This is a genomic window from Vibrio phycocola (assembly GCF_053850235.1).
Window position 1 is genome coordinate 127,954 of record NZ_JBSQDJ010000007.1, and the last position, 25,383, is coordinate 153,336.

26 protein-coding genes are annotated in these 25,383 nt (G+C 41.4%); 21 read left to right on the forward strand and 5 right to left on the reverse strand.

What is annotated here, in order from left to right:
* Positions 1-42 precede the first annotated feature (42 nt).
* The 14 genes from pilM to ACWU4D_RS11955 all read left to right on the forward strand — a co-directional run bounded on the left by pilM (position 43) and on the right by ACWU4D_RS11955 (position 13,778).
* Positions 43-954 carry a pilus assembly protein PilM gene (pilM, locus tag ACWU4D_RS11890; protein WP_456051651.1) on the forward strand — a complete coding sequence of 304 codons (912 nt, stop codon included), beginning with the start codon at positions 43-45 and terminating at the stop codon, positions 952-954.
* Entirely contained in the window at positions 944-1,501 is a 558-nt protein-coding gene (locus ACWU4D_RS11895) for a PilN domain-containing protein (RefSeq protein ID WP_456051652.1), read from the forward strand. The genes pilM and ACWU4D_RS11895 overlap by 11 nt, the downstream gene beginning before the upstream one ends.
* A complete protein-coding gene (gene pilO, locus ACWU4D_RS11900) occupies positions 1,494-2,102 on the forward strand; it encodes a type 4a pilus biogenesis protein PilO (protein WP_456051653.1) in 609 nt (202 codons plus the stop codon). Before ACWU4D_RS11895 ends, pilO begins: the two co-directional genes overlap by 8 nt.
* Positions 2,099-3,295 carry a type IV pilus secretin PilQ gene (gene pilQ, locus ACWU4D_RS11905; RefSeq protein ID WP_456051654.1) on the forward strand — a complete coding sequence of 399 codons (1,197 nt, stop codon included), beginning with the start codon at positions 2,099-2,101 and terminating at the stop codon, positions 3,293-3,295. Before pilO ends, pilQ begins: the two co-directional genes overlap by 4 nt.
* Positions 3,296-3,481: 186 nt before the next feature.
* Entirely contained in the window at positions 3,482-4,000 is a 519-nt protein-coding gene (gene aroK / locus ACWU4D_RS11910) for a shikimate kinase AroK (protein ID WP_456051655.1), read from the forward strand.
* A gap of 23 nt (positions 4,001-4,023) precedes the next feature.
* On the forward strand, positions 4,024-5,112 hold the full coding sequence (gene aroB / locus ACWU4D_RS11915) for a 3-dehydroquinate synthase (protein WP_456051656.1): 1,089 nt from the start codon (positions 4,024-4,026) through the stop codon (positions 5,110-5,112).
* Between the two features lie 73 nt (positions 5,113-5,185).
* Complete coding sequence (locus ACWU4D_RS11920) at positions 5,186-6,805, forward strand: AAA family ATPase (RefSeq protein WP_456051657.1); 1,620 nt, start codon at positions 5,186-5,188, stop codon at positions 6,803-6,805.
* Between the two features lie 72 nt (positions 6,806-6,877).
* The gene (locus ACWU4D_RS11925; protein WP_456051658.1) at positions 6,878-7,702 is read left to right on the forward strand and encodes a Dam family site-specific DNA-(adenine-N6)-methyltransferase; all 825 of its coding nucleotides are present in this window, start codon (positions 6,878-6,880) and stop codon (positions 7,700-7,702) included.
* Positions 7,703-7,834: 132 nt separating this feature from the next.
* Positions 7,835-8,509 carry a ribulose-phosphate 3-epimerase gene (gene rpe, locus ACWU4D_RS11930; protein ID WP_456051659.1) on the forward strand — a complete coding sequence of 225 codons (675 nt, stop codon included), beginning with the start codon at positions 7,835-7,837 and terminating at the stop codon, positions 8,507-8,509.
* 174 nt (positions 8,510-8,683) lie between these two features.
* Positions 8,684-9,364: a phosphoglycolate phosphatase gene (locus ACWU4D_RS11935; RefSeq protein WP_456051660.1), complete on the forward strand. Its 681-nt coding sequence runs from the start codon at positions 8,684-8,686 to the stop codon at positions 9,362-9,364.
* A gap of 107 nt (positions 9,365-9,471) precedes the next feature.
* Positions 9,472-10,488 carry a tryptophan--tRNA ligase gene (trpS, locus tag ACWU4D_RS11940; protein ID WP_456051661.1) on the forward strand — a complete coding sequence of 339 codons (1,017 nt, stop codon included), beginning with the start codon at positions 9,472-9,474 and terminating at the stop codon, positions 10,486-10,488.
* Positions 10,489-10,610: 122 nt separating this feature from the next.
* Entirely contained in the window at positions 10,611-11,189 is a 579-nt protein-coding gene (locus tag ACWU4D_RS11945; RefSeq protein WP_456051662.1) for an aminodeoxychorismate/anthranilate synthase component II, read from the forward strand.
* A 257-nt stretch (positions 11,190-11,446) separates the two neighbouring features.
* Complete coding sequence (locus ACWU4D_RS11950; RefSeq protein ID WP_456051663.1) at positions 11,447-12,661, forward strand: aspartate aminotransferase family protein; 1,215 nt, start codon at positions 11,447-11,449, stop codon at positions 12,659-12,661.
* A 319-nt stretch (positions 12,662-12,980) separates the two neighbouring features.
* The gene (locus ACWU4D_RS11955; protein ID WP_456051664.1) at positions 12,981-13,778 is read left to right on the forward strand and encodes a 2-oxoadipate dioxygenase/decarboxylase family protein; all 798 of its coding nucleotides are present in this window, start codon (positions 12,981-12,983) and stop codon (positions 13,776-13,778) included.
* Positions 13,779-13,862: 84 nt separating this feature from the next.
* On the opposite strand, the gene crp is transcribed toward ACWU4D_RS11955, so the two are convergent.
* The 5 genes from crp to ACWU4D_RS11980 all read right to left on the reverse strand — a co-directional run bounded on the left by crp (position 13,863) and on the right by ACWU4D_RS11980 (position 18,457).
* The gene (gene crp / locus ACWU4D_RS11960) at positions 13,863-14,495 is read right to left on the reverse strand and encodes a cAMP-activated global transcriptional regulator CRP (RefSeq protein ID WP_456051665.1); all 633 of its coding nucleotides are present in this window, start codon (positions 14,493-14,495) and stop codon (positions 13,863-13,865) included.
* Positions 14,496-14,770: 275 nt separating this feature from the next.
* Complete coding sequence (locus tag ACWU4D_RS11965) at positions 14,771-15,640, reverse strand: phosphoribulokinase (protein ID WP_456051666.1); 870 nt, start codon at positions 15,638-15,640, stop codon at positions 14,771-14,773.
* Between the two features lie 79 nt (positions 15,641-15,719).
* A complete protein-coding gene (locus tag ACWU4D_RS11970; RefSeq protein ID WP_456051667.1) occupies positions 15,720-15,935 on the reverse strand; it encodes a YheU family protein in 216 nt (71 codons plus the stop codon).
* 141 nt (positions 15,936-16,076) lie between these two features.
* Positions 16,077-16,538, reverse strand: a complete 462-nt coding sequence (locus tag ACWU4D_RS11975) for a TIGR02444 family protein (RefSeq protein ID WP_456051668.1) — start codon at positions 16,536-16,538, stop codon at positions 16,077-16,079.
* Positions 16,538-18,457, reverse strand: coding sequence for an ABC transporter ATP-binding protein (locus ACWU4D_RS11980; protein WP_456051669.1), 1,920 nt, complete (start codon positions 18,455-18,457; stop codon positions 16,538-16,540). The genes ACWU4D_RS11975 and ACWU4D_RS11980 overlap by 1 nt, the downstream gene beginning before the upstream one ends.
* A gap of 129 nt (positions 18,458-18,586) precedes the next feature.
* On the opposite strand from ACWU4D_RS11980, the gene kefG reads away from it, so the two are divergent.
* The 7 genes from kefG (at position 18,587) to motX (ending at position 25,214) form a co-directional block, all read left to right on the forward strand.
* A complete protein-coding gene (gene kefG / locus ACWU4D_RS11985) occupies positions 18,587-19,153 on the forward strand; it encodes a glutathione-regulated potassium-efflux system ancillary protein KefG (protein ID WP_456051670.1) in 567 nt (188 codons plus the stop codon).
* A gap of 1 nt (position 19,154) precedes the next feature.
* Positions 19,155-20,963 carry a glutathione-regulated potassium-efflux system protein KefB gene (gene kefB, locus ACWU4D_RS11990; RefSeq protein WP_456051671.1) on the forward strand — a complete coding sequence of 603 codons (1,809 nt, stop codon included), beginning with the start codon at positions 19,155-19,157 and terminating at the stop codon, positions 20,961-20,963.
* Positions 20,964-20,966: 3 nt separating this feature from the next.
* The gene (locus ACWU4D_RS11995) at positions 20,967-21,161 is read left to right on the forward strand and encodes a YheV family putative zinc ribbon protein (protein ID WP_456051672.1); all 195 of its coding nucleotides are present in this window, start codon (positions 20,967-20,969) and stop codon (positions 21,159-21,161) included.
* 89 nt (positions 21,162-21,250) lie between these two features.
* Complete coding sequence (gene slyD, locus ACWU4D_RS12000) at positions 21,251-21,841, forward strand: peptidylprolyl isomerase (RefSeq protein ID WP_456051673.1); 591 nt, start codon at positions 21,251-21,253, stop codon at positions 21,839-21,841.
* A gap of 93 nt (positions 21,842-21,934) precedes the next feature.
* Positions 21,935-22,876 carry an isoaspartyl peptidase/L-asparaginase family protein gene (locus tag ACWU4D_RS12005; protein WP_456051767.1) on the forward strand — a complete coding sequence of 314 codons (942 nt, stop codon included), beginning with the start codon at positions 21,935-21,937 and terminating at the stop codon, positions 22,874-22,876.
* 168 nt (positions 22,877-23,044) lie between these two features.
* Complete coding sequence (locus ACWU4D_RS12010; RefSeq protein ID WP_456051674.1) at positions 23,045-24,343, forward strand: adenylosuccinate synthase; 1,299 nt, start codon at positions 23,045-23,047, stop codon at positions 24,341-24,343.
* 235 nt (positions 24,344-24,578) lie between these two features.
* On the forward strand, positions 24,579-25,214 hold the full coding sequence (gene motX / locus ACWU4D_RS12015; protein WP_456051675.1) for a flagellar protein MotX: 636 nt from the start codon (positions 24,579-24,581) through the stop codon (positions 25,212-25,214).
* Positions 25,215-25,383 lie beyond the last annotated feature (169 nt).

The following is a 25,383-nucleotide window of genomic DNA, read 5'->3' on the forward strand; positions in this document are numbered from 1 at the left end:
CCAAACGAAACTTTTTACAGATCCGTTTTTAATGGAGTTTACATGGCAAACACAATCGTGACAGGTATTGATATCGGTACCCAATATATAACCGCAGCCATTGTTGAAATGGGTCTACATAAACCGAAATTACTCGGAGTAGAGCACATTGAACTTAGTGGTGATATTTTCGCTGAAAATAAGGCTTCAGTTTATCAAGATAGTGTTAAGAAACTAGTGAAAGTGCGAAATATGCAACCTCTGTTTCAACATCGAGTCGCGTTTTCGATACCAGATGTCATGGTGATGAATAAGATGATCACAGTAGATACTCGATTACCTTTGGAGCAACAGAGGTTAACGGCTATGCATCAATTTTTATCCACTTCACCATTAAAAGGGGATGAACTTTGCTTTGATTATGTACCACACCCTAACGCAATAGAGGTTTATGCTGCGAGAAAACACGCAGTTCAGCAGAGAGTAAAACTTGCGAAGCAGATTGGTATGCGTCCAATTTTGATTGATACCGAGCGACAAGCATTTTTGCAACTTCTGCTGGTTGCGAAAGCAAACAACCCTCAACTCTGTCCAGTACTCATTGAATTAAAAGAGCAATCTTTGACTTTTGGTGCATTAACGAACGAATCCATTTTCTATCGCCATATTCCTCTTGATTTAGTAGAGCTCAGTTCTTGTTCAATAAGTGCTCAAATAGAACAACAACTGGAACTGTTACGTGTTGAAAATGAGACGGCGATTTTTAATGAAATATGGTTTATTAAGGGAAAAGAACATGATGATCTAATTACTAATATAGTCACTAAATCAAATGGTTATTTTGATTACTATCCATTGGGTTTACATTTTTTAGTAAAAAGATCACTGGTAGCCAAAAGCTTAGAGTTTGCAGAAAAAGCCTGTGGTATTGCACTTCGAGGAATTACTTCAATGGAGCAACGTTATGCTTCATAACATTAATTTTCTTGATTGGCGCACAGCTAAGCGGCGTGCAGTTCATCAGTTATGGATTGGAATGAGTGTCGTGTGCTTTTTGGGCCTTGGAGTCATTGAGTGGCATCGATACCAAGGCTATCAAGTCGGATTAGCACACGCGCAACAACAGCATCAGCAGCGGGTTTTTGCTCAGGATATGGTGAGTAAGCGCTATCAGGCACTACAAAAACAAGAGTTGGAGTATGAAGAACTTCGTCAAGAGAATCAGAAATTAAATACTTGGATATCAGAAAGTAAGCATCCGTATAACGTGATGAAATTGATTGAGGCAATATTGCCAAGTAATACCTATCTCGACCGATTAATGGTGGCGGGGAACAAATTAGCTATTTCAGGTTTGGTTGAGCATGACGGCAACGTTACTCAATTTGCTAAAGCATTGGAACGGCGTATGAAAACTGCTCGTATTGATCGCTTGAAAGTAGACGCAGTGTTACAGCGCTGGCAGCGCCCTTTTTATCCTTTTGAGATGAATGTTGAGTTTTATGGGATTCTCGATGAGTAATTGGATGATAACACGCAACAATGTTCGTTCTAGTGATCGGCATTATGGGTTTTCTATGCGATATCTTGTTGCTCTTACCCTGCCTTTTTTGATCACTCTCGCACTCTATTTTTTGCTTGAATTGATGCTTTGGCCCGCGAAACAAAACGAAATCGATCACATTATTCAAAAAGGACAACAACTTGAGTTTACGCGTAATGCTGCCCAGCAGAAAGTAAAACAGCAAGAAGAGCTCATGGAAGTATGGGAGCAAGAACGTGTTTTATATGAGGTTCATTTTAACCAGTTCGATGATGTCGACCATTCTACAAATATGTTGGGCATTATTTCTGATTTGGCCCAGAAAATAGGCATCGATATTGAGCAAATAGAGTGGCGTGAAGAGGTTAAATTTGTTGGTTATTCAGAGTTTCCATTTGTATTGAAAGTGCGTGGTCAATACTCATCGTTAACACAGTTGTTTTTGGCATTTTCTACTCCACCAATCATTGTTGTTTCGCGAGCAGATTGGCAACGAATAAATGAAGAAAGTGACGATATTTATGTTGATATTCAAGCGAGCTATTTCAAACTTGAGCGCAAAATAGAGGCTAAGAAATGATAGGAAAAAGTTCAATGGAAGTGAATGGTCGAACTCGTCGTCAAATATATACTTCTAGTACCTTCTGGGTGAGTGTTGCGATATTACTTATGGTTTCAAATCTGTCTTTTGCATCGGAACAGAGCAATAGCAACCCGTTTGCCGTTATGCCCACTATCGAACCTAAGATACTTAAGAAAACAGAGAATAAGAGAAAGCATAAGCTGATTAAGAATGATGTATTGTCAGAGCTTTCTGAGTCAATTGAGTTTTCTGTTATCCCTTTGGTAAATGCGAATTGTGATGAGTTGGTTAAAGTATTTGATTCCACTAGCCGTGGAGGGCTGCTCTCTCCTTTGGGCAGTATTTCTACCGATGTAAGAAGTAACAGTTTAATCATTATGGACACTCCATCGGTGATCCAAAAGGTACGGGACTTAGTCAGTCAACTTGATGTTCCAGTTCAGCAAGTTGAAATAGAGGCTAGAATTGTTGTGATGAGTGAAGGAGCTTTGGATGAAATCGGAGTCAGATGGGGAATTCTTCAGCAAGGGACAACCCTTCCATTGGGAGGCTCGATTAACGGTAGCAGTGAGGAAAGTGTCAGTTCTGATAGAATCGACCAACAATTGGCGATTAACCTTCCTGCTACGTCAAGTAGTGCTTCATCGTTAGCTTTTCAGTTGGCAACTTTAGGTTCGGGAACTTTGCTTGACCTTGAATTATCTGCGCTGCAAAGCGAATCTAAAGCGGAAGTTATTTCTAGCCCAAGGTTGATCACCACCAATCGCCGAACAGCTTACATTGAACAAGGTACCGAAATACCCTATCAGGAGTCGAGCTCTGACGGTGAATCGAGTATTGAATTTAAAAAAGCGGTATTAAGCTTGGAGGTCACACCTTACTTAAGTGAAAATGACCAATTTATCTTGGATCTCACTGTGACCCAGGATCAACCTGGAGAAGTCGTGAAAACGGGAACAGGTGAAGCAGTCGCAATTACAACTCAACGCATGGCGACACAAGTAAAAGTCCGAGATGGTGAAACAATAGTATTGGGTGGTGTTAAGCAACAAAGCACCAGTGATAGTAGTGATAAAGTACCTGTGTTGGGAGACTTGCCGATATTAGGGAAACTATTTAGGCGAGATTATCAGCAAATGACAAAAAGTGAATTATTAATATTTGTCACTCCAACTCTTTTAATTCAATGAGTTAGGTGTAAATTTTTGCTTGCTTGAAAAAATAAAGTTGCATTCATCCACTCAGATCTAGATAATTTCGGGTCTTATCACGAATTATCTGTGAGGAATTGGTGTCACGAGCCTACTTTTTTAATTAAATAAGATAGTGTTCTTGTGGCAATGTCATTGAATTAACATTATAAATTACTGCTAAACATGGCTGAAAAACGTAATATTTTTCTTGTTGGCCCGATGGGTGCTGGCAAAAGTACAATAGGTAGATATCTTGCTCAACAACTTCACATGGAGTTTGTTGACTCAGATACTGTTATTGAAGAACGAACCGGAGCTGATATCGCTTGGGTATTTGATGTTGAAGGTGAAGACGGCTTCCGTAAACGTGAAGAATCTGTGCTCAACGACTTAACTCAAGAGCAAGGGATTGTCCTTGCAACTGGAGGAGGGTCGGTTAAAAGCAAGAGTAACCGTAATCATTTGTCTGCTCGTGGTGTTGTTGTTTATCTTGAAACAACGATTGAGAAACAGCTTGCGCGTACTAATCGCGATAAAAAGCGCCCACTGTTGCAAACAGAAGATCCACGTCAAATTCTTGAAGATTTAGCTAAAGAACGAAATCCTCTTTACGAAGAGATCGCTGATATTGTTGTGAAGACAGACGAACAAAGCGCCAAAGTTGTCGCGAACGAAATCGTAAAAATGTTGGAAGAACAATAATATTCTAGATATTGGAGTGTCTCATGGAGCGAATTACGGTCAGCCTAGATGAACGTAGTTACCCAATCTCAATTGGAGCCGGATTATTTAACGATCCGGCGCTAATTTCTTTTCTTTCCCCAAAACAAAAAGTCGTTATTGTCACTAATACGACAGTAGCTCCCCTGTATGCTGAGCGAATTACAGAACTTGTCACTAAGCATGGGTGTCAATCAGAGCTACTAAAATTACCTGATGGGGAAAAGTACAAGAATTTAGATACCTTTAATACGGTGATGTCGTTTCTTATCGAGAATAACTACAGCCGTGATGTGGTATTGATTGCTCTCGGTGGTGGTGTCATCGGTGATTTGGTCGGGTTTGCAGCGGCGTGTTATCAACGCGGTGTTGACTTTGTTCAGATTCCAACGACCTTGCTTTCTCAAGTTGATTCATCGGTAGGTGGTAAAACGGCGGTTAATCACCCACTTGGCAAGAATATGATTGGTGCATTTTATCAGCCTCAATCTGTCATTATTGATACTTCTTGCCTATCCACTTTGTCGGATCGAGAGTTTGCTTCTGGAATGGCAGAAGTCATTAAATACGGCATTATATACGATGCAGAGCTCTTTTCGTGGCTTGAGCAGAATATGGAGTCACTCTATTCCTTAGATCAACAGGCATTGAGCTATGCGATTGCACGTTGCTGTTCAATCAAAGCTGAAGTGGTTGCTCAAGATGAAAAAGAGTCAGGTATCCGTGCACTGCTAAATTTAGGCCATACTTTTGGTCATGCGATTGAAGCTGAGCTAGGATACGGTAATTGGCTCCATGGTGAAGCGGTGTCTGCTGGCATGGTCATGGCTGCCAAAACGAGTCTGTTACAAGGGTTAATTTCAGAGCGTGAACTCGAGCGCATTATTACTCTATTGAAAAAAGCTAAACTTCCGGTTAATACACCTGAGAGCATGTCTTATGATGACTTTATCAAGCACATGATGCGAGACAAAAAAGTGCTTTCTGGCCAATTACGCCTTGTGTTACCAACAGGCATTGGTCAATCAGAAGTTAGAAGTGATACCCCAGAAAATATTATCGAACAAGCTATTGAGTTCTGTCGAACTCTTTAACATTACTCGTCAAATCGGTAAGCTTCTCATATATATGAGAAGCTTATAGCTGGATTTATCTAAGGGTTAGAGTATGAGTTTAGCAGGTGGCCATAGAGTTCTTGAGCTTTCATCGCAAGCAGCGTTACTTGAAAGGTTAGGTTTACTCACTAATTTTGGTTCTAACTTTATTCATGTTTCTGGCGAAGCCGGTTCTGGTAAAACTTGGCTTGCTCAGCGTTACCTCGAAGTCTGGGCTGCTGATAAAAATCAATCTTTACTCCTCTGTTTCCGTAATCAATCTGATGCTCAACGCAGGCAAACTATCCTTAGCCAACTTCGACGGGAAGTCGAATTTGATGAAAATGCCGACTTAGTTGATAGCTTTTGTGAGATCATGGAAGGAGACAACTGTAATATTGTCATTGTCGTCGATGATGCACAGCAGTTGTCGGAAATCATGCTTACCGAACTCTGGTCTTTGGTTCAAACGGCTCAATTAAGATCAAACTGGTCGATCAGTGTCGTGTTATTTTCTCGTCCAAATTTGCTTGACCGCTTATTGAATCGAATCAGTCATGGGCAAGAACAAAAGCCAGTTGATCTGGAAATCGATGTTTTACCGCAAGAAGATGCCGATCGTTTTTTTGAGTTCTCTGTTATGAGATTTGTTGACGATGATATGGAGCGTAGGGTTCGATTCGCATATAGTAAGGCTAGGAAAACTCCAGGTGAAATAATGGCGTTGGGAGAACAAAAAATGGAAAAGCGAATCATTATTCGCTCTATCGTCGGGTCACCAATTAATATTGCGATTGTTGTAGTGTTATTGGCATTGGCTATCGGCGGTGGATATTGGTGGTTATTAAATCGGACTGTGATGCCTAATAGTGACCACAAGGGACAGCAAGTTACCGATATTGAAGCTTCAGATAGAATAAGGTCTACCGAGCAAACCATTATTCCAACGTTACCGGAAATTGATTCTAAAGATGATTCTAACTCCCTCCCTCCCGTTATTGCTGAGAATACGAGTAACGTCGGATTTGACGAGACGACAGAAAATCAACGAGTGGTTATCACCTCGGACGTGGTCGATGCATTGTTAGATGGCTCATCTGAAAATTCTCAAATTCTTGATGAGGTTGTCATCGACTCGGAATTGACGACTGGGAAACCTGATGAAGACGTTATCAATGTAGATTCTGCTGAAGTCAGTGAATTGATCGCTAGTGGTGAAGCAACTGCAGAGCAAGTTGAGCAACTCAAACAAGCTGTAACCAGTATACCTGAATCGACATTAGGTGATGAAAATTCAATTATCAGTGTTGCAGAAGAGATCTCCGAACAAGATGAAAATGCTCAGGCCATAACGAATATTGTTCCAGTGGATGCTGAAGCACTTGCCGCCGCGAATTATCATGAAAGTCAGTTATTATCACTATCCGAAAGTAGTTATACTTTGCAGTTAGCTGCGTTTAATCGTCAACGTGATGTTGGGCGCTTTATCAACGAGAGTCAATTGGGCGATAAACTTTACGCTTACACGACGATTCGAAACGGCGTGACTTGGTACATTATGGTTTACGATAATTTCTCGACATTGCAACTCACCCGAGATGCCATTGAAACATTACCGGACTCGATCAAGGCACTAAATCCTTGGGCAAAATCAATAAGTCAGGTTCATCGTGACATCGAAGCGGGCAAATAAGCCTGAGCTGTCTTAAAAAATATGTTACATTCCGCAGCCTTGGATTGAAGTAGGTAGTAGAGCAAGTAGTCAATGAAAAAACAGCGCGCCTTTCTCAAATGGGCTGGTGGAAAATACGGATTGGTTGGCGATATTCAACGCTATTTACCAGAAGCAACAACATTGGTTGAACCCTTTGTCGGTGCCGGTTCTGTATTTCTTAATACTGACTATGATCGCTACTTGTTGGCCGATATTAATCCGGACCTAATTAACCTCTATAACCTTCTCAAGGAGAAGCCCGATCTTTACATTAATGAAGCTCGGCGCTGGTTCACTCCTGAAAACAATCGTAAAGAAGCGTATTTAGCGGTTAGGCAAGATTTTAATCAAACCGACGATATTCTATATCGCTCGCTCGCGTTTCTTTATATGAATCGTTTTGGCTTTAATGGTTTGTGCCGATATAACAAGAAAGGCGGTTTCAACGTTCCATTTGGGTCGTATAAAAAACCTTATTTTCCTGAAGCAGAACTCGAATTTTTCTCTCAAAAATCGGCCAAAGCGACCTTTATCTGTGCTGAATACAAACAGACGTTTGAGCAGGCTCCAGATGATAGTGTTGTGTATTGCGATCCTCCTTATGCACCGCTTTCTAATACTGCAAACTTTACCTCTTATGCTGGTGCAGGCTTTTCTTTAGATGATCAAGCTGGGTTAGCCATTGTCGCTGAGACCGCCGCGCAAGATAGACGTATTCCGGTTCTTATTTCCAATCACGATACGGTATTGACTCGCCGATTGTATAATGGCGCTAAGTTAAATACGGTCAAAGTGAAACGTACTATTAGCCGAAATGGAGCAGGTCGCAATAAGGTTGATGAGCTTCTCGCATTGTTCTCACCCTCTAGAGTGTGACTCTGAGTTTAAATTATACATTTTAGCGATTGATATCGAGTATATTGACATTGGTGGCTAGGAACTCGGGTAGAGGTTAGGTAGAATCGCGCTCAATTTCGTACGCCATACAACTGCTAACAGAGGCAAACTATGACTGATTTTCTTATTGCTCCATCTATTTTATCCGCCGATTTGGCTCGTTTAGGTGATGATGTTGACGCGGTTCTCAAGGCGGGGGCTGATGTTATTCATTTTGACGTAATGGATAATCACTATGTTCCAAATTTGACCTTTGGAGCGCCGATCTGTAAAGCACTCCGAGACTACGGTATTACCGCTCCTATTGATGTCCATTTAATGGTAAACCCTGTCGATCGTATTATCCCTGATTTTGCTGAAGCAGGCGCGACGATGATTACATTTCATGTTGACGCTGTTGATCATGTTGACCGCACTTTGCAATTAATTAAGTCATGTGGTTGCCAAGCTGGGGTTGTATTAAACCCTGCGACTCCACTTAGTCACTTAGAGTTTTTAATGGATAAAGTGGACATGATTTTGTTGATGTCGGTAAACCCTGGGTTCGGTGGTCAGTCTTTCATTCCTCATACATTAGACAAATTACGTCAAGTTCGTGCTTTGATTGACCAGTCGGGGCACGATATTCGTTTGGAAATTGATGGCGGAGTTAAAATAGACAATATCAGAGAAATTGCTGAAGCGGGCGCAGATATGTTTGTTGCTGGTTCGGCCATTTTTGATCAACCGAATTATAAAGAAGTGATTGATGCCATGCGTGCTGAACTCGCTAAAGTAAACGCATAATTTACTATTCTTGTTTTTAGAAGCTCCTTTTAGGGGCTTTTTTTATAAAATCGTTTTGATTTCTGGATCTCGTTCGCCCCACTCTGATAGCATCAAACTCCGACGATTTTTTTGTGCTTCACTGTTGAAGCTTTGACGTTTCTAGGATGAACGTTTTTGATAAGAGAGTTTGAAATGTCTTTATCTTCCATTAAATTTATCGCTTTTGATCTTGATGGCACTTTGCTTGATAGTGTGCCTGATCTTGCGATTGCAGCAGATCAAGCCGCACAATCATTAGGTTACCCAGCAGTATCTGAGACTCAGGTTCGTGACTATGTAGGGAATGGCGCTGATATTCTGATTGGGCGAAGTTTAAGCCGTAGTCTAGAAATTGATCCAATGATTTCAGCAGATACTCTCAAAGAAGCACGAGTGCGTTTTGATGATTTCTATGCTGCTACTGGGCATAAGTCGAGTCACTTATATGAAGATGTGTTATCGACATTGTCAGCACTCTCTCAAGCGGGCTATTCAATGGCCGTCGTCACGAACAAACCACTGAAATTTGTTCCGGAGATTTTGGCACAACATGGTATTGCTGAATTCTTCTGTGAAGTCATCGGTGGAGACAGCTTTCCTGTCCGCAAACCCGATCCAGTTGCACTTAACTGGCTGATGGAAAAGTATTCCGTGACTGCTGAACAATTTTTAATGATTGGTGATTCTAAGAATGATATTTTGGCTGCGAGAAACGCTCGCTGCTTATCGTTTGGGTTGACCTATGGTTACAATCACGGAGTGCCGATTTCGGAGTCAAACCCTGACTATGTAGCCGACAATATAAATGAATTACTCAAATTGCTGATTGTTTGAATAAAAAGCGGTTTAATCTCTAGCATTATACTTGCCAATGAGTACACTTCATTAAAAAGATGAAAAGAAAAATATCTACCCATATTGCATAAAAGGAAAACGAAGTTATGAGCAAGCCCATTGTATTTAGTGGTGTTCAACCATCAGGTGAACTAAGTATAGGTAATTACTTGGGTGCTCTACGTCAGTGGCAACAAATGCAAGATGATTACGATTGTTCTTATTGTATTGTTGATTTACATGCGATTACTGTCCGTCAAAACCCTGAGGCGCTAAGAGAAGCGACATTAGATGCGCTAGCAATTTGTTTAGCGGTTGGAGTTGACCCTAAGAAGAGCACGCTATTTGTTCAGTCTCATGCACCTGAACATGCTCAAATGAGTTGGTTGCTAAATTGTTATACCCAAATGGGTGAACTGAATCGTATGACTCAGTTTAAAGATAAATCTCAACGTTATGCTAATGATGTGAATGCCGGATTATACAGTTATCCTGTGTTGATGGCGGCTGATATTTTATTGTATGGAGCAGATCAAGTACCCGTTGGAAGTGATCAAAAGCAACACCTTGAACTTGCGCGCGATATTGCCACCCGATTCAATAATATTTACAGTCCGGAATCGCCAATATTTACTGTGCCCGAACCGTATATTCCGACGGTAAATGCTCGTGTCATGAGCTTGCAGGATGCGTCGAAGAAGATGTCGAAATCGGATGATAATCGGAAAAATGTCATCACTTTGCTTGAAGAGCCGAAATCGATTCTTAAGAAGATCAATAAAGCGCAAACGGATACTGAAACACCGCCGCGTATTGCTCATGATATTGAGACGAAAGGCGGGATCTCTAACTTGATGGGACTGTACTCAGCCGCAACCGGCCTTTCTTTTGCAGAGATTGAGGCTAAGTATCAAGACATGGAAATGTATGGTCCATTCAAAAAAGAAGTGGGTGAGGCGATTGTCTCGATGTTAGAGCCAATTCAATCTGAATATCATCGCATTCGAGCTGATCGTGGCTATTTAAATGATGTTATGTCTGAAGGTGCAGAGAAAGCATCCTCAAGAGCGAGTATCATGCTCAAACGCGCTTATGACGCAGTTGGATTTATTCCTCGTTCATAAACGACAATGGCAGTGTAACGATAAAGCTCTGACTCGTATGTTGGGGCTTTTTTGTTTGTATTTTTTTAAAGCTATTGCACAATGCAACACAAAGCTCCCTTAACTATTATATCGCGACATTTATGCTATTAATTATCGATAATTACGATTCGTTTACTTATAACCTTTATCAATACTTTTGCGAGTTGGGGTGTGATGTTGAGGTGTATCGAAATGATGAGATCGACATTGCTGCGATAGAGCAACTTGCTCCGAGCCATCTAGTCATTTCACCCGGACCTAAAACACCAAATGAAGCGGGAATTTCTTTGGATGTGATTCATCATTTTGCTGGAAAGCTTCCTATTCTCGGTGTCTGTTTAGGGCATCAAACAATTGCTCAAGCTTTCGGAGGAAAAGTAGTAAGAGCAAGGCAGGTTATGCATGGCAAAACATCGGCGATTCAACATAATAATAAGAGTGTCTTTCTAGGTTTGAATAATCCTTTGACGGTGACACGTTACCATTCGCTGGTGGTTGAGAAAGAGTCTCTACCCGATTGCTTTGAAGTCACCGCCTGGAGCCTTGATAGCTCGGGAAACGTTGATGAAATCATGGGATATCGGCATAAAACTTTGGCATTAGACGCGGTGCAATTCCACCCGGAATCGATCAAAACTGAACAGGGGCATGAACTGCTTGCGAATTTTCTGAATCGGTAGCGGATTAGTTCTCTTTATATATATTTATTCAGTTTATTTGCCTTCTTAGTGATTATTAACTTAACTTTTATGAATATTTAGTCATAATGAGTTGTATGGAAGTTCATTTTACGAGTGTAATTGAAGGCTTTCTCAACGATGAATAGAAATTATGTGGTCAAATATACGATTTGGGCTTAAATCTGGATAAAAGAAGTCGTCTATACTGACATAAAATGATGACACTTAAAGATAGTGTAGCAAGAAAGGAAAACAAAATGACGAATGATAATAAGGTCGAGCGGTCACTATTTGATGATGTAATGGTGCCATGTTATAGCCCAATGGCGATGATCCCGGTTAAAGGTGAAGGTTCTCGTTTGTGGGATCAAGAAGGTACTGAATACATCGATTTTGCAGGCGGAATTGCCGTGAGCTGCCTTGGTCATTGCCACCCTGTGATGGTGAAAGCATTGACAGATCAAGCGAATAAAGTCTGGCATTTAAGTAATGTTATGACTAACGAGCCAGCGTTGCGTTTGGCGAAAAAACTCACTGATCTCTCATTTGCAGAGCGCGTGTTTTTCTCAAACTCTGGGGCAGAAGCCAATGAGGCTGCACTAAAATTAGCGCGTCGTTGGGCTGCGGAGACCTATGATGAAAATAAATCAGAAATCATCGCGTTTAACCAAGGCTTTCATGGGCGTACATTTTTTACCGTAACTGTGGGTGGTCAAGCATCTTATTCCGATGGGTTTGGGCCTAAACCTTCTGATGTGACCCATTTACCGTTTAACGACATCGAAACGCTCAAAGCTCATATTTCTGACCGCACCTGCGCGGTGATGATGGAGCCTTTACAAGGTGAAGGTGGAATCATTTCGCCAAGCGATGAGTTTGCTAAAGCAGTTCGTGATTTGTGTGATGAGCACAATGCGTTACTCATTTTCGATGAAGTTCAGACGGGTAATGGCCGTACTGGGGAGTTTTATGCTTACCAAGGGCTTGGTGTTACTCCTGATATCCTAAGTACTGCTAAGTCATTAGGGGGTGGTTTCCCTATTGGTGCGATGTTAACTACAGAAAAGTTAGCACAGCATTTTAAAGTGGGTGTTCACGGATCGACTTACGGTGGCAACCCACTGGCGTGTGCTGTCGCAGAAGCTGTTATCGATACAATCTCTAAGCCTGATGTTCTTGCTGGTGTTTTGGAACGCGAGCAACTTTTCAGAAACGGGCTAACCGCTATCAATGATAAGTACAATATTTTCAGTGAGTTCCGTGGAAAAGGCTTATTACTTGGTGCGGTAATGAATGATGAATGGAAAGATCGTGCTCGAGATGTACTCGTCGCAGCAGGAGAGTGTGGACTATTATTATTAGTAGCAGGCCCAAATGTTGTACGATTTACTCCCTCTTTGGTCATTTCAGAACAAGAGATTAAAGAAGGCTTAGCACGTTTAGAAAAGGCGGTGGCTTCACTTATCGCATAATGTAAATACGTCTAAGAAGTACAGGCTTCTTAGACGTCAATATCTTCGTGCAAGGTCAACGGTTGAATTGACTCTGTACGTTATTCAATGGTGGCAAACATCTTGGTGTGTGATCAACTCGGTAGTGTTCTCCCACAACTTCACACTATGCTTATTAGCAATACCTTGTTTCAAGATTTCAGGACGACCCCGTTCTTTTTACTGCTCAAGGTCCAATTGTAAGGAGATGGTTTACACATCTTATTGAAGATGAACAGTTGGAAATTCCTGCAGTATGTTCGCCTGGGATTCATCTCTAGCTCACGATTAAGGAAGCGCTATGACACCTGAACAACTGTTTTCTTACCTATGGCAGGATTATGCATCTCGCCTTTGTCCTTCAGCACATAAAATAAAAGACTTATTGCAAGAAGAGAGAGAGTTGATTAACGACCATATTGCTCTAAGAACCTTTAATATTGAGCCTCTTGGTCTAGAGACATTAGCTGCTCAGTTTGCAAAACTAGGGTATCAAGTCGGTGGAAAATATCATTTTGAGGCAAAAAAATTAAGGGCGAGGCATTATGAGCATCCAAATCCCGATTTACCAAAAGTATTTATTAGCGAACTCTTGGTTGAAGAACTGTCCATCACTGCTCAGAAAGTTATACGTAGCTTAGTTGCACAAGTCGATTCACACTATTTTTCTGAACCTGACTTTCTTTACGCTGGACGTCCATGGTCACTCTCAATTGAGCAGTACCACCTTCTATCGGAAGAAAGCGAATATGCGGCTTGGGTCGCTGCTCACGGTTATGGCGCTAACCACTTTACGGTCAGTGTGAATCAATTGAATCGATTCGAGCAAGTCAAAAACGTTAATCAGTACCTAAGACAACATGACTTCGCAATCAATGAGTCTGGTGGAGAAGTGAAGGGAACACCAGAATTGATGCTGGAACAATCCTCCACCATGGCGGATATTGTGGAGGTTTCCTTGATAGAGACAGAGCTTCGCTTACCAGGAGGTTTTTATGAATTCGCTAAACGTTATCCTACCGATAGTGGTGTGTTATACAGTGGCTTTGTAGAAGCATCGGCGAATAAAATTTTTGAAAGTACCGATCGACGTCTTTAATCCAACAAAACAATGCGCCAGAAAATAAAAAACCACTTCAAGATTTGAAGTGGTTTTTTAATTAAATTACTGAAAAGTGGGAGCTTAACGAGTTCCGTAAACGACGATAGTTTTACCGTGCGCTGAAATTAGGTTTTGCTCTTCAAGCATTTTCAGGATTCGGCCAACAGTTTCACGTGAACAGCCAACAATTTGTCCAATCTCTTGACGAGTGATTTTGATTTGCATTCCGTCAGGGTGTGTCATTGCGTCAGGTTGTTTTGCTAAGTTCAATAGCGTTTGAGCAATACGACCTGTCACATCCAAGAACGCAAGATCACCTACTTTACGGCTAGTCACGTGCAGACGGCGAGCCATTTGTGACGAAAGGCGCATCAAAATATCTGGATTGACTTGGATAAGCTGGCGGAATTTCTTAAATGAGATTTCAGCGACTTCACATGGTGACTTTGCTCGAACCCAAGCGGTACGCTCTTGATCTTCTTCAAATAAACCAAGCTCACCGATAAAGTCACCCTGATTTAGATAAGAGAGAATCATCTCTTTACCTTCTTCATCTTTAATCAGTACCGCGACAGAACCTTTTACGATGTAGTAAAGAGTTTCCGCCTTTTCACCTGCGTGAATCAAAGTACTTTTTGATGGGTATTTATGAATATGACAGTGTGAAAGAAACCACTCTAACGTTGGATCTGTTTGAGGTTTACCTAGAACCATAATATCTCTCTTCCTATGCAGGGTATACTTGCTGTTTCGTGTAGTAGCTATGCCCAATTGCGATAATTCTACTCTAAGAGTTGGAGAAAACGCGCAAGGTATTTTCTAATTCTGAATTAAATAATATCCTTTTTCGGGCTCAATTTCTTGATTTTAATCGTGTGACACGTGCAAAATTCTACGCAAAAGTGTGCACATGGTCACGCTATTGGAAGTAAATTAAAGGAACGCTGTTCGATTAACGGTGCGCTACCCCTTAATTTATGTGATAGCCGTCAGCCAATTTTTCCCGTTTCAATCAATTGTTGCAAAATAGGTCTAACAATGAGTTCCATAGAAAAACTCATTTTTCCTCCAGGGACAACGATGGTGTCTTGGCTAGACATAAACGATCCATCAATCATGGCGAGTAAATAAGGATAATCGACCTGCTTAATCCCTTGCAGGCGAATAACCACAAAGCTTTCATCCAAGCTGGGAATATCTCGAGCACTCAATGGATCGGATGTATCTACAGTCGGCACTCGCTGAAAGTTAATGTGAGTACGTGAGAATTGTGGCGTCATATAGTTGAGGTAATCATCCATAGAACGAACGATCGAATCCGTTACCGCTTCTTTTGAGTGGCCTCGATCTCGCGTGTCTCGTACAAATTTTTGAATCCATTCTAAGTTGACGATCGGAACCATCCCGATCAAAAAATCGACATGTTGTGCGACATTAACGGGGCCATCAATTATGCCCCCATGGAGACCTTCGTAAAAAAGGAGGTCGCTATCTTGAGGCAAATCTTGCCAAGGTGTAAACGTCCCTGGTGTTAGGTTATACGGGACTGCCTCGTCAAATGTATGTAGATAACGGCGTACTTTTCCTGTTCCACTTTTACCGTATTCATCGAAAAACGACTCTAATAGAGGAAAGTCATTGGCTTCAGATCCAAAATAACTAATATGGCGACCTTGTTCTCGAGCTTTCCGGATTTCAATATCCATTTCAGGGCGAGTAAAACGATGAAAACTATCACCCTCAACCCAAGCTGGATTAATGTTCATCCCATTGAAGAGTTTGCGAAATGCTTCTGAGGTTGTAGTTGTACCTGCTCCCGAAGAACCAGTAACAGCAATAATTGGATGCTTTGCGGACATGACTTTCCCTGTCTATTTTTACTTTCTTTAACGCCACTATAGCACGAAATATTCTTTCGATGATTACAGCAGAAATGGATTAGCGCAATTTAGGGTGGATCTGAATATCGATACTTTCATGAAGCTCTGAGTAAACGATTACTGCATCATTTTTGCTAAGAAGTGACTTAACTTGTTCTATTTTGGTGGTTAAATCAATTTCACTATTGCCGTAATCGGTGCCTTCACGAAGGACAAATTCTTGGATCAGCGTGTTCAGGGTGTCTGGAGCTATTTCTTGCCATGGAACGATCATCGCAAATTTCCTGATTCTTAATGTTGAGTTACGCCTATTTTATGTCTATTTGCTCGAATTGCGAAATGCATTACCTGATATTGATGAAGATTTGTTGTACGGAAGAAGAATCGCTCTCAGTTTAGGTTCCGTTATTTATTATTAGGATGGCTCAATAAAAGAGGCGGATAAATGGGTGGCATTAAGTCGCTGACAATACGTAGATACAAGATTTGGTGTTGTGGTGGGTTTGGAATTTAAGGTGTTAAATTGATCGACTAGATCAGCCTGCTGACGCTTTTCTAATTCTAGTTCAAACTTTAATGTCTTTTGATATAAGTTGTCGGGTAGAGAAGGTTTTAGGGATTGTCTTAGTTGACGGTAATGATTGATTAAGCCATCAGTGTTGTCTGTTGCCTTTATTAATGTTTCCAACTCATCATTATTAATGCTGAGTTTGTGTAGATCGAGATACTTGAGAAGAAGCAATGTATTTACATTTCCTCCAAATTGATTTTGGAGGGTTAAACACGCTTCTTTCACTTCCATAACAGCATAATATGACAAACTGAATTGCCAGAGTTGTTCCGTCATTAGAGTGTGAGAAGCCTGTGTTTTTCTCATTATTGGTGAAACTCTTGTTCTAATAATTCAAGCTCTTCCTGTTGCTCCATCCAGGTTGCTTCTATTTTCTCAAGTTCGGATTTTGCGCTGGCTTGAGTGGCGATTAGGTCTGTTAAGACACTTTTGTTTTCGATCTCATACAGACTACTGTCAGCCAATTTCTCATCAATCTCTGAAACACTCTCAGAAAGAGCATCCATTTTCGATTCTAATTGAGAGAGCTTTTTGCGAAGTGGAGCGGTAGTTTTTCGGAATTCAGCTTCTCGGCGCTTTTGTTCTTTTTTCGCCGCGGCACTATTCCCACCTTCTTTTTCATTACTCGTTGGTTGTGCATCACGGCGTTCTTGGCGCTGTTGTTCTGTTAACCATTTGTAGTAATCATTTAGATCGCCATCAAAGGGTGCGGCTTGACCTTGGTGGACTAAATAAAGGTCATCAGTGGTGGCGCGAAGAAGGTAACGGTCATGACTAACGATAACCATTGCACCCTCAAAGGTTTGCAAAGCAAAGGTGAGGGCTTGACGCATATCGAGATCAAGGTGGTTGGTTGGTTCATCCAGCAACAATAGATTAGGCTTCTGCCAGACAACTAGAGCTAAAACTAATCGTGCTTTTTCTCCACCAGAAAAAGGAGCCACTTTTTCTAACGCTTTTTCACCTTGAAAGCCAAAACTTCCAAGATAGTCTCGTATCTGTTGCTCGGTGTGATTTGGGGCGATTTGCATCATATGCTGCAGAGGCGTTTCTTCTGGATGCAGGGTCTCGAGTTGATGTTGAGCAAAGTAGCCAATTTTAACACCTTGAGAGTACGTTAAATCACCACTTGTAGGATTAAGTTCACCTGATAGTAATTTGATCAGCGTTGATTTACCTGCGCCATTTCGACCGAGAAGTCCAATTCGACTTCCAGGAACCAAATTCAGGCGTATTTTCTCTAAGATGAGCTTATCGCCGTATCCTGCACTCACTTCGTCCATCATTATTATTGGATTGGGCAGGGCGGCAGGCTCACGGAATTCGAAACTGAATGGATTATCAAATTGTGCCGGTAACACTTTTTCCATGCGCTCTAGTGCTTTGATGCGGCTTTGAGCTTGTCGAGCTTTTGAAGCTTTGTAACGGAAGCGATCGATATAGCTTTGCATATGAGCAACTTGCTTCTGTTGTTTTTGAAACATAGCTTGTTGTAGAACGAGCTTTTCAGCGCGTTGAGTCTCAAATGACGAGTAGTTGCCTGTGTACTCGTTAAGGTCTTGGTTTTCTACGTGGATGATTCGAGTAACTATAGGATCTAAAAAGTCGCGATCGTGTGAGATTAAGACTAAGGTTCCTGGGTAACTTTGTAACCAGCGTTCTAGCCACATTACAGCATCTAAGTCTAAGTGGTTCGTCGGTTCATCGAGAAGTAATAGATCGGAACGACACAATAAGGCTTGAGCAAGGTTAAGGCGCATGCGCCAACCACCAGAGAATTGAGTTAAGTTCCATCCCATTTGATCTTGGCTGAAACCCAGACCATCGAGAAGCTCAGCGGCTCGTGATTGAATCGTATAACCACCAATGGTTTCAATTTTACCATGGAGGATAGCAACTTCATGGCCATCATCATTTTGTTCTGCAGCACGTAAGTCGGATTCTAATTGACGAAATTCACGATCGCCATCAATAACATAATCAATTGCTCGACGTTCAATTGCCGGCGTTTCTTGCGCAACCCAAGCTAATTCCCAATGGGAAGGCATGCTAAAATTACCGGCATCGATAGACAGTTCATCTTTTAGCAGAGCAAACAGAGTGGACTTTCCGCAACCATTTTTACCGACCAAACCGACTTTATCGCTTGGGTGAATAGTCGCTGATGCTTGATCTAAAAGAGGTTTGCCGCCACGTAAAAGCTGAATATCTGAGAACGTAATCATATTGCCGTCTAAATTAAGTAATAATCTGCCCAGAATAGTAGGTGGAATGAGGATAAATGTCGATCACAAACCAATATGAGTTATGATTGATAATGTAATTTCAAAATAGAATCAGTGTGAGAAAGCAAGATGACTTCCAATACTTCGTCATTAGTTCGCCCCAAAATTTTAGTCATAGTGGCTCACCCTGAACCACAAAATTCGGTGGTCAATCACCTGCTGTTGAAATCAATAAAACATCTGGAACATGTAAAAGTTCATGACCTTTATGCAATCTATCCTGATTTTTTTATTGATGTAGCCGCAGAACAAAAATTGTTACTTGAGCATGATGTAATCGTTTTTCAGCACCCACTTTATATGTATTCGTGTCCGGCTTTGTTAAAAGAATGGATGGATAGGGTTCTCAGTAAAGACTTTGCTTTTGGTTCTAAAACGGAATTAAAAGGAAAATATTGGCGCAGTGTGATTTCTGCTGGTGGGAAACGTACCGCATTCGATGAAAAAGGGTATAACAAATATCCCTTGGAAGAAATTTTACAGCCATTTGAATTGACGGCAGCATTGTGTTGTATGAATTGGTTGGAACCTCTCGTGCTGTATTATGCAAGGAATATCTCTGATGTTTTGCGCTACGAACATGCAGAAAAGTATCGCCGTTGGTTATGCGAACCAATGAAAGTAGAGGATAAGTAGTATGGCGGCAGAAACCAGTGATCTTCTTCAAAGTGGAGCAATCTTTCTGACTGCAGCGGTTGTTGCTGTTCCACTTGCCCAACGAGCTGGACTTGGTTCGGTACTGGGTTATTTACTTGCAGGGGTTGCCATTGGGCCGTGGGGGCTGAGATTAATTAGCGACGTTGATGAGATTCTCCACTTCGGTGAGTTTGGTGTCGTGATGCTACTGTTTGTGATTGGTTTGGAACTTAATCCGAAAAAACTATGGCAGATGCGAGGTCCCATTATTGGTTTAGGAGGTGCGCAAGTCGTTGTTACCAGTGCGTTGTTAGCCTGCATTGTAAGAATGTTTGATATCCCATGGCAGACGAGTTTGGTGATTGGAATGGGGCTGGCGATGTCTTCAACAGCGATTGCACTACGGGTCATTGAAGAACAAGAACTTGAGCGTAGTGAAACTGGCCAATCGGGGTTTGCGGTCCTTCTATTTCAAGATATAGCTGTAATACCTATTCTAGCTTTATTACCTGTATTGGCAGGTAGCTCTGGTGGTACATGGGTTGATGGTATATGGATGATCTGTGGGATTGTTGGACTGTTGGTTGGGGGACACTTTTTACTGAGTCCACTCTTTAGCTATATTGTATCAAGCCGAGTTCGAGAACTGTTTACGGTGGCGGCCTTGCTCTTGGTGATTGGTATTTCAATCCTAATGCAATCATTGGGTTTATCGATGGCATTGGGAACGTTTTTGGCAGGAGTGCTATTGGCGGAGTCAGAGTTTCGTCATGAATTAGAAATCGCAATCGAACCATTTAAAGGCTTACTTTTAGGCTTGTTTTTTATTGCTGTGGGAATGGCTGTTGACCTCGGGCTGTTTTTACAACATCCGCTCGAAATTTTAACTGCCGTAGTGGTTTTAGTTTCAATAAAAGGTTTAACTCTCTATTTATTAGCACGCTTATTTGGCACTCGCTCTAAAGCACGAAGTTCGATGGCAGCAATCTTAAGTCAAGGTGGTGAATTTGCCTTCGTCATATTTACCGCAGCTCAAGCAGATGGGTTACTAGAGCAGTCTCAAGTATCGTTTCTACTCGTTGTTGTGAGCTTGTCTATGGTGACGACACCACTCATTTTAAATGTGCAAAAACGATGGTATGCCAGAAATTTAAATGGTCCTAAAAGTGATCTTGAAGTAGATGTATCGAACGAAGAGCCACGTGTCATAATTGCTGGCTTTGGACGCTTTGGCCAAATTATAGGCCGTCTCATGTTTGCCAATAAAATTAAAGTGACCGTATTAGAAAGTGATGCAAGTCAGATCAAATTACTAAGAAAGTTCGGGTATAAAGTCTTTTATGGTGATGCGAGTAATGTCGAACTGTTGCGTGCAGCGGGTGCAGCAAACGCAGAAGCAATTATTATTTGTACAGATATACCCGATGAAGTAGTAAAAATAGTTGAGCTATGTAAACAACACTATCCTCGTCTTAAGGTTCTAGCTCGTGCTCGTAGTAGAGTAGAAGCGCATCAATTGATTAATCTCGGTGTAGATGGATATACTCGAGAGACGTTTCGTGGAGCGTTGGATTTAGGGCGTGAAACCCTTGTTGCGCTCGGTATGCACCCTTATCAAGCAAAGCGTGCTGAAGGGCATTTTCGTCGATTGGATAATGCCATGTTAAAAGAGCTATTACCTCAACAAGGTGAAGAGAAGCAATTTTCGATTAGAACAAAAGAAGCAAGAAAAGAGCTAGAAGCTATTTTTGGTCGAGAAATGGAAAAAGACCATCAAGCTAGAGATGAATGGGATAAGGAGCAGGGGTAAATAATGAAAAAACGTTTTATTGCTGGAGCTCGATGCCCTAAATGTGAAGCGACCGATTCTTTACGTTGGTGGGAAGAGAATAATATTGAACACGTAGAATGTGTTGAATGTGACTATGTAGAACAGCGAACACCACAAAATATGGAGAAAACAGCTCATAGCGATCAATCAATGATTGGTATTTTTAAGCCAGAGTAATTGAGTTTCTGATTAAGATCCCCATAATATGTACGTATATAAATTTGCATCTCAACTTTGACTGATGCTTTTGATGCCTTGGAGCCGATATGAAAATTGAACAAAATGTAGTGGTTAGCTTAGCCTACCAACTAAAACTTGATGATGGCGTGGTATTAGACCAGTCAACAGCAGACGCGCCACTTGAATACTTACACGGCTTTAACAACCTAATTCCTGGTTTGGAAAAAGAATTGGTTGGTAAAGTGGTTGGTGATAAATTTACTGCCGTTATTGAACCTGAAGGTGCATATGGCGACTATAATGAAGCACTAGTTCAACGTGTTCCTGCAAATGTATTCCATGGTGTTGATACTATTGAAGTTGGTATGCGCTTCATGGCAGACACAGACCAAGGTCAGGTTCCTGTTGAGATTACCGAAGTTGATGGCGACGAAGTCGTGGTTGATGGCAATCATATGCTTGCTGGAAAAACCTTAACGTTTGATATTGAAGTTGTAGCAATGCGTGAAGGTACCGAAGAAGAAATTGCTCATGGTCATATTCACAGTCAAGATCATGGTGAAGGCTGTTGTGGCGGCGGAGACAAAGGCGACGACCACGAATGTTGTGGCGGAAAAGGTCATGATGAAGGTAAAGAACATGAATGCTGTGGTGGCGGTGGTTGTGGAAGTCACTAAGAGGACTTTGGCTGTCTCTACAAATTAATTATTTAAACACCTACCTTTTTGGTAGGTGTTTTTGATTTAACTTACTTTAAGAGTATTGATGTGATGCAAACCCCTTTTTCTATCGCAATCCATGGTGGAGCCGGCACGATTGAACCAAGTATGATGAGCAAGGAGTTACAACAAGAGATAGAACGAGCCCTCACTCTAGCTGTAACGTCTGGTCATTCTGTTCTCAACCAAGGTGGTACTGCAATTGATGCCGTCGTGAGTGCGGTTAAATGTTTAGAAGATAGTCCTCATTTTAATGCAGGGCATGGTGCGGTATTAACTCATCAAGAAATGGTAGAGATGGACGCCGCGGTGATGTTGGGAGATCAACGTCAAGCAGGAGCTGTCGCAGGTGTAAAACACATTAGAAATCCGGTTGAATTAGCGAAAGATGTGATGGAAAAAACGCCACATGTTCTATTAGCTGGAAAAGGAGCTGAAGAGTTTGCGTTCAGTTTGGGCTACGACTATACCGAACAGGATTACTTTTTTACTGAGCGTCGATATCAGCAACTTCAATCAATGAAGGCAAAAGGTCTGTTTGCGTTGTCAGAATCTAAGTACCCAGATGACAAGAAGTTTGGAACCGTTGGAGCGGTAGCATTGGACCAATATGGGAACCTTGCTGCGGCAACAAGCACTGGCGGCGTTACCAACAAAAAATATGGAAGAATAGGTGACTCACCTTTAATTGGCTCTGGCACCTATGCTGAGAATAAATTGGTTGGATTATCAGCATCGGGTATGGGAGAGGCATTTATTCGTCATTGTGTTACCGCTGACATTGCGGCTCGCATGCGTTATTTAAAAGAAGATGTATCTGAAGCATGCGATGCTGTCCTTCATGGAGAATTGTGTGACATTGGTGGTGAGGGAGGCGTTATTGCCATTGATGCGCAAGGGAAGATTCACTTTTCATTAAATTCTTCAGGGATGTACCGTGCTTCCATCGACCGTACTGGAGAATTGAAATTAGCAATCTATTCAAATAACTAGTCAAATGGTTGATTATGCCGCTTCTCGTCTTAAACTTTAGACTTCGAGTAAATATTTATGCCAGATCAATTAGTTATTTTTCTACCTCTATTTATGCTCAAAAAATGACTGCAACTCATGTAATTCGATGCTAGAATCCATTTTTAACTAGCTATCAGACTTGGAACGATGGGAAATAACGTAGTTGTTTTAGGCACCCAATGGGGTGACGAAGGTAAAGGGAAAATTGTAGATCTGCTCACTGAAGACGCGAAATATGTTGTGCGTTATCAAGGTGGTCATAATGCAGGTCATACTTTGGTTATTGACGGTGAAAAAACCGTTCTTCACTTAATTCCGTCGGGTATTCTCCGCGACAACGTGAAGTGCATCATTGGTAACGGTGTCGTACTTTCACCAGATGCATTGATTAATGAGATGGAACCTCTAGAAGCTCGTGGTATTCCAGTTCGAGATCGTCTTTTCATTTCTGAAGCATGTCCACTAATTCTTCCGTACCATATTGCACTTGATCAAGCTCGTGAAATTGCTCGTGGTAACAAAGCAATTGGCACAACAGGACGTGGTATTGGTCCAGCCTATGAAGATAAAGTTGCTCGCCGTGGTCTACGTGTTGGCGATTTATTTGATAAAGCCTCCTTTGCTGAAAAGCTAAAAGAAGTCATGGAATACCATAACTTCCAGCTTGTAAATTATTACAAAGCTGAACCAGTGAATTACGAAGAAGTTCTAGAACAAGCTATGGGCTATTCTGATCTTTTGACTTCTATGATTATCGATGTCACTGATGAACTCGATGCAGCACGTAAGCGTGGTGATAAAATCATGTTTGAAGGCGCACAAGGTACATTGTTAGATATTGATCACGGTACCTATCCGTATGTTACTTCTTCAAACACAACTGCTGGCGGTGTTGCTGCTGGTTCTGGTTTTGGCCCTCGCCATTTAGGTTATATCCTTGGTATTGCTAAGGCTTACTGTACTCGAGTTGGTTCTGGTCCATTCCCAACAGAGTTAGATGATGAAGTTGGTAACCACCTTGGTGTTAAAGGGGCTGAGTTTGGTGCAACAACAGGTCGTAAGCGTCGTTGTGGTTGGTTTGACGCGGTTGCAATGCGTCGAGCAATTCAAATTAACTCGATAACAGGCTTCTGCCTAACCAAATTAGATGTTCTTGATGGACTGGAAGAGATCAAAATTTGTACCGGCTATAAAATGAAAGATGGTTCAGTTGCAACGGTTTCACCAATGGCTGCCGATGCGTTTGATGATGTTACTCCAATATATGAAACGGTACCTGGTTGGACTGAAAGTACGTTTGGAGCGACAACTTTGGAACAACTTCCTCAAGCTGCATTAGATTATGTTAAGCGCATTGAAGAGCTGACAGGTACTCCAATTGATGTCATTTCTACCGGTCCAGATCGTATCGAAACCATTATCAAAGTACACCCATTTAGCGTCTAGATTTATTAACTAAACGTTATTTAAGTAAACATAGTGAAAGCCGGCTTCTTAGTCGGCTTTTTTTTGTATTGATATGCTATATTTATTAAACAATCGTCACTGTTTAAATAACGATCACTTTTCTCTAAAGTGATAGGCGTTATTGCCGATACTCTATTCAGGTCGAGTTCCTTTTTGGATGGACAAAAATCTACGTCATTGTTTTTGACAATGACATTGAATGAAGAGTACTTATATGAAGCTACGAACGGTAGCGGCTTCAATATCATTGTTGTTTGTGTTGTCGACATCGTACGCTAACGTGGCTGATGTTGGCGCACCAGTACCAATCTATTCTGAGGCTGAACTACTCAAATTAATTGAGAAAAATAAGCACCTAGAACGAGTGAAAGCTGATCATTGCCAGTTAGTGGAAGATATTGTAGCGCGTGCGACACGTGTAAGCTTACCTTCCTACGAGTTTTTATATGGTGATATGCTGGCTTCGGGTGTTTGTGTGGATCAAGATGTTGATTTGGGCTTGTATTATATTGAATCGGCAGCGCATCAAGGGTTAGATACTGCACTCGAACAACTGGGTCGATATTATGCTCAGGGCATTATGGTACAACAAGATAAAGAGCGTGCAATACCGTACTTTAGAGAAGCATCTGCGATGGGGAACTTAAATGCCCGTATTCAGTTAGCAGAATTGTTGCTTCGTGATTATGGGAGCCCACTTGACTATGAAGACGCGTACCGTTGGCTTTATCATTCCGTGACTGCAGATTCTCGACTCCATAAAAGGATTGCATTGTTACGACAAGGATTGGAGTTACGTATGCCACAAAATATTGTATCTCGTGCAAAAATGCGAGAAACATTCTGGTAATGTCATGATTACTTTCTTAAAAAGGCCATTTTTCCGAAGAAAATGGCCTTTTTTGCATTTAATATTTGATAATGACTAATTTTTAGAGAAACAGTCACATAGCACTAGTATAATAAATATAAGCATTGGAATGTTGAGAAAACATCTAATGCACATTATGAACAGCTCT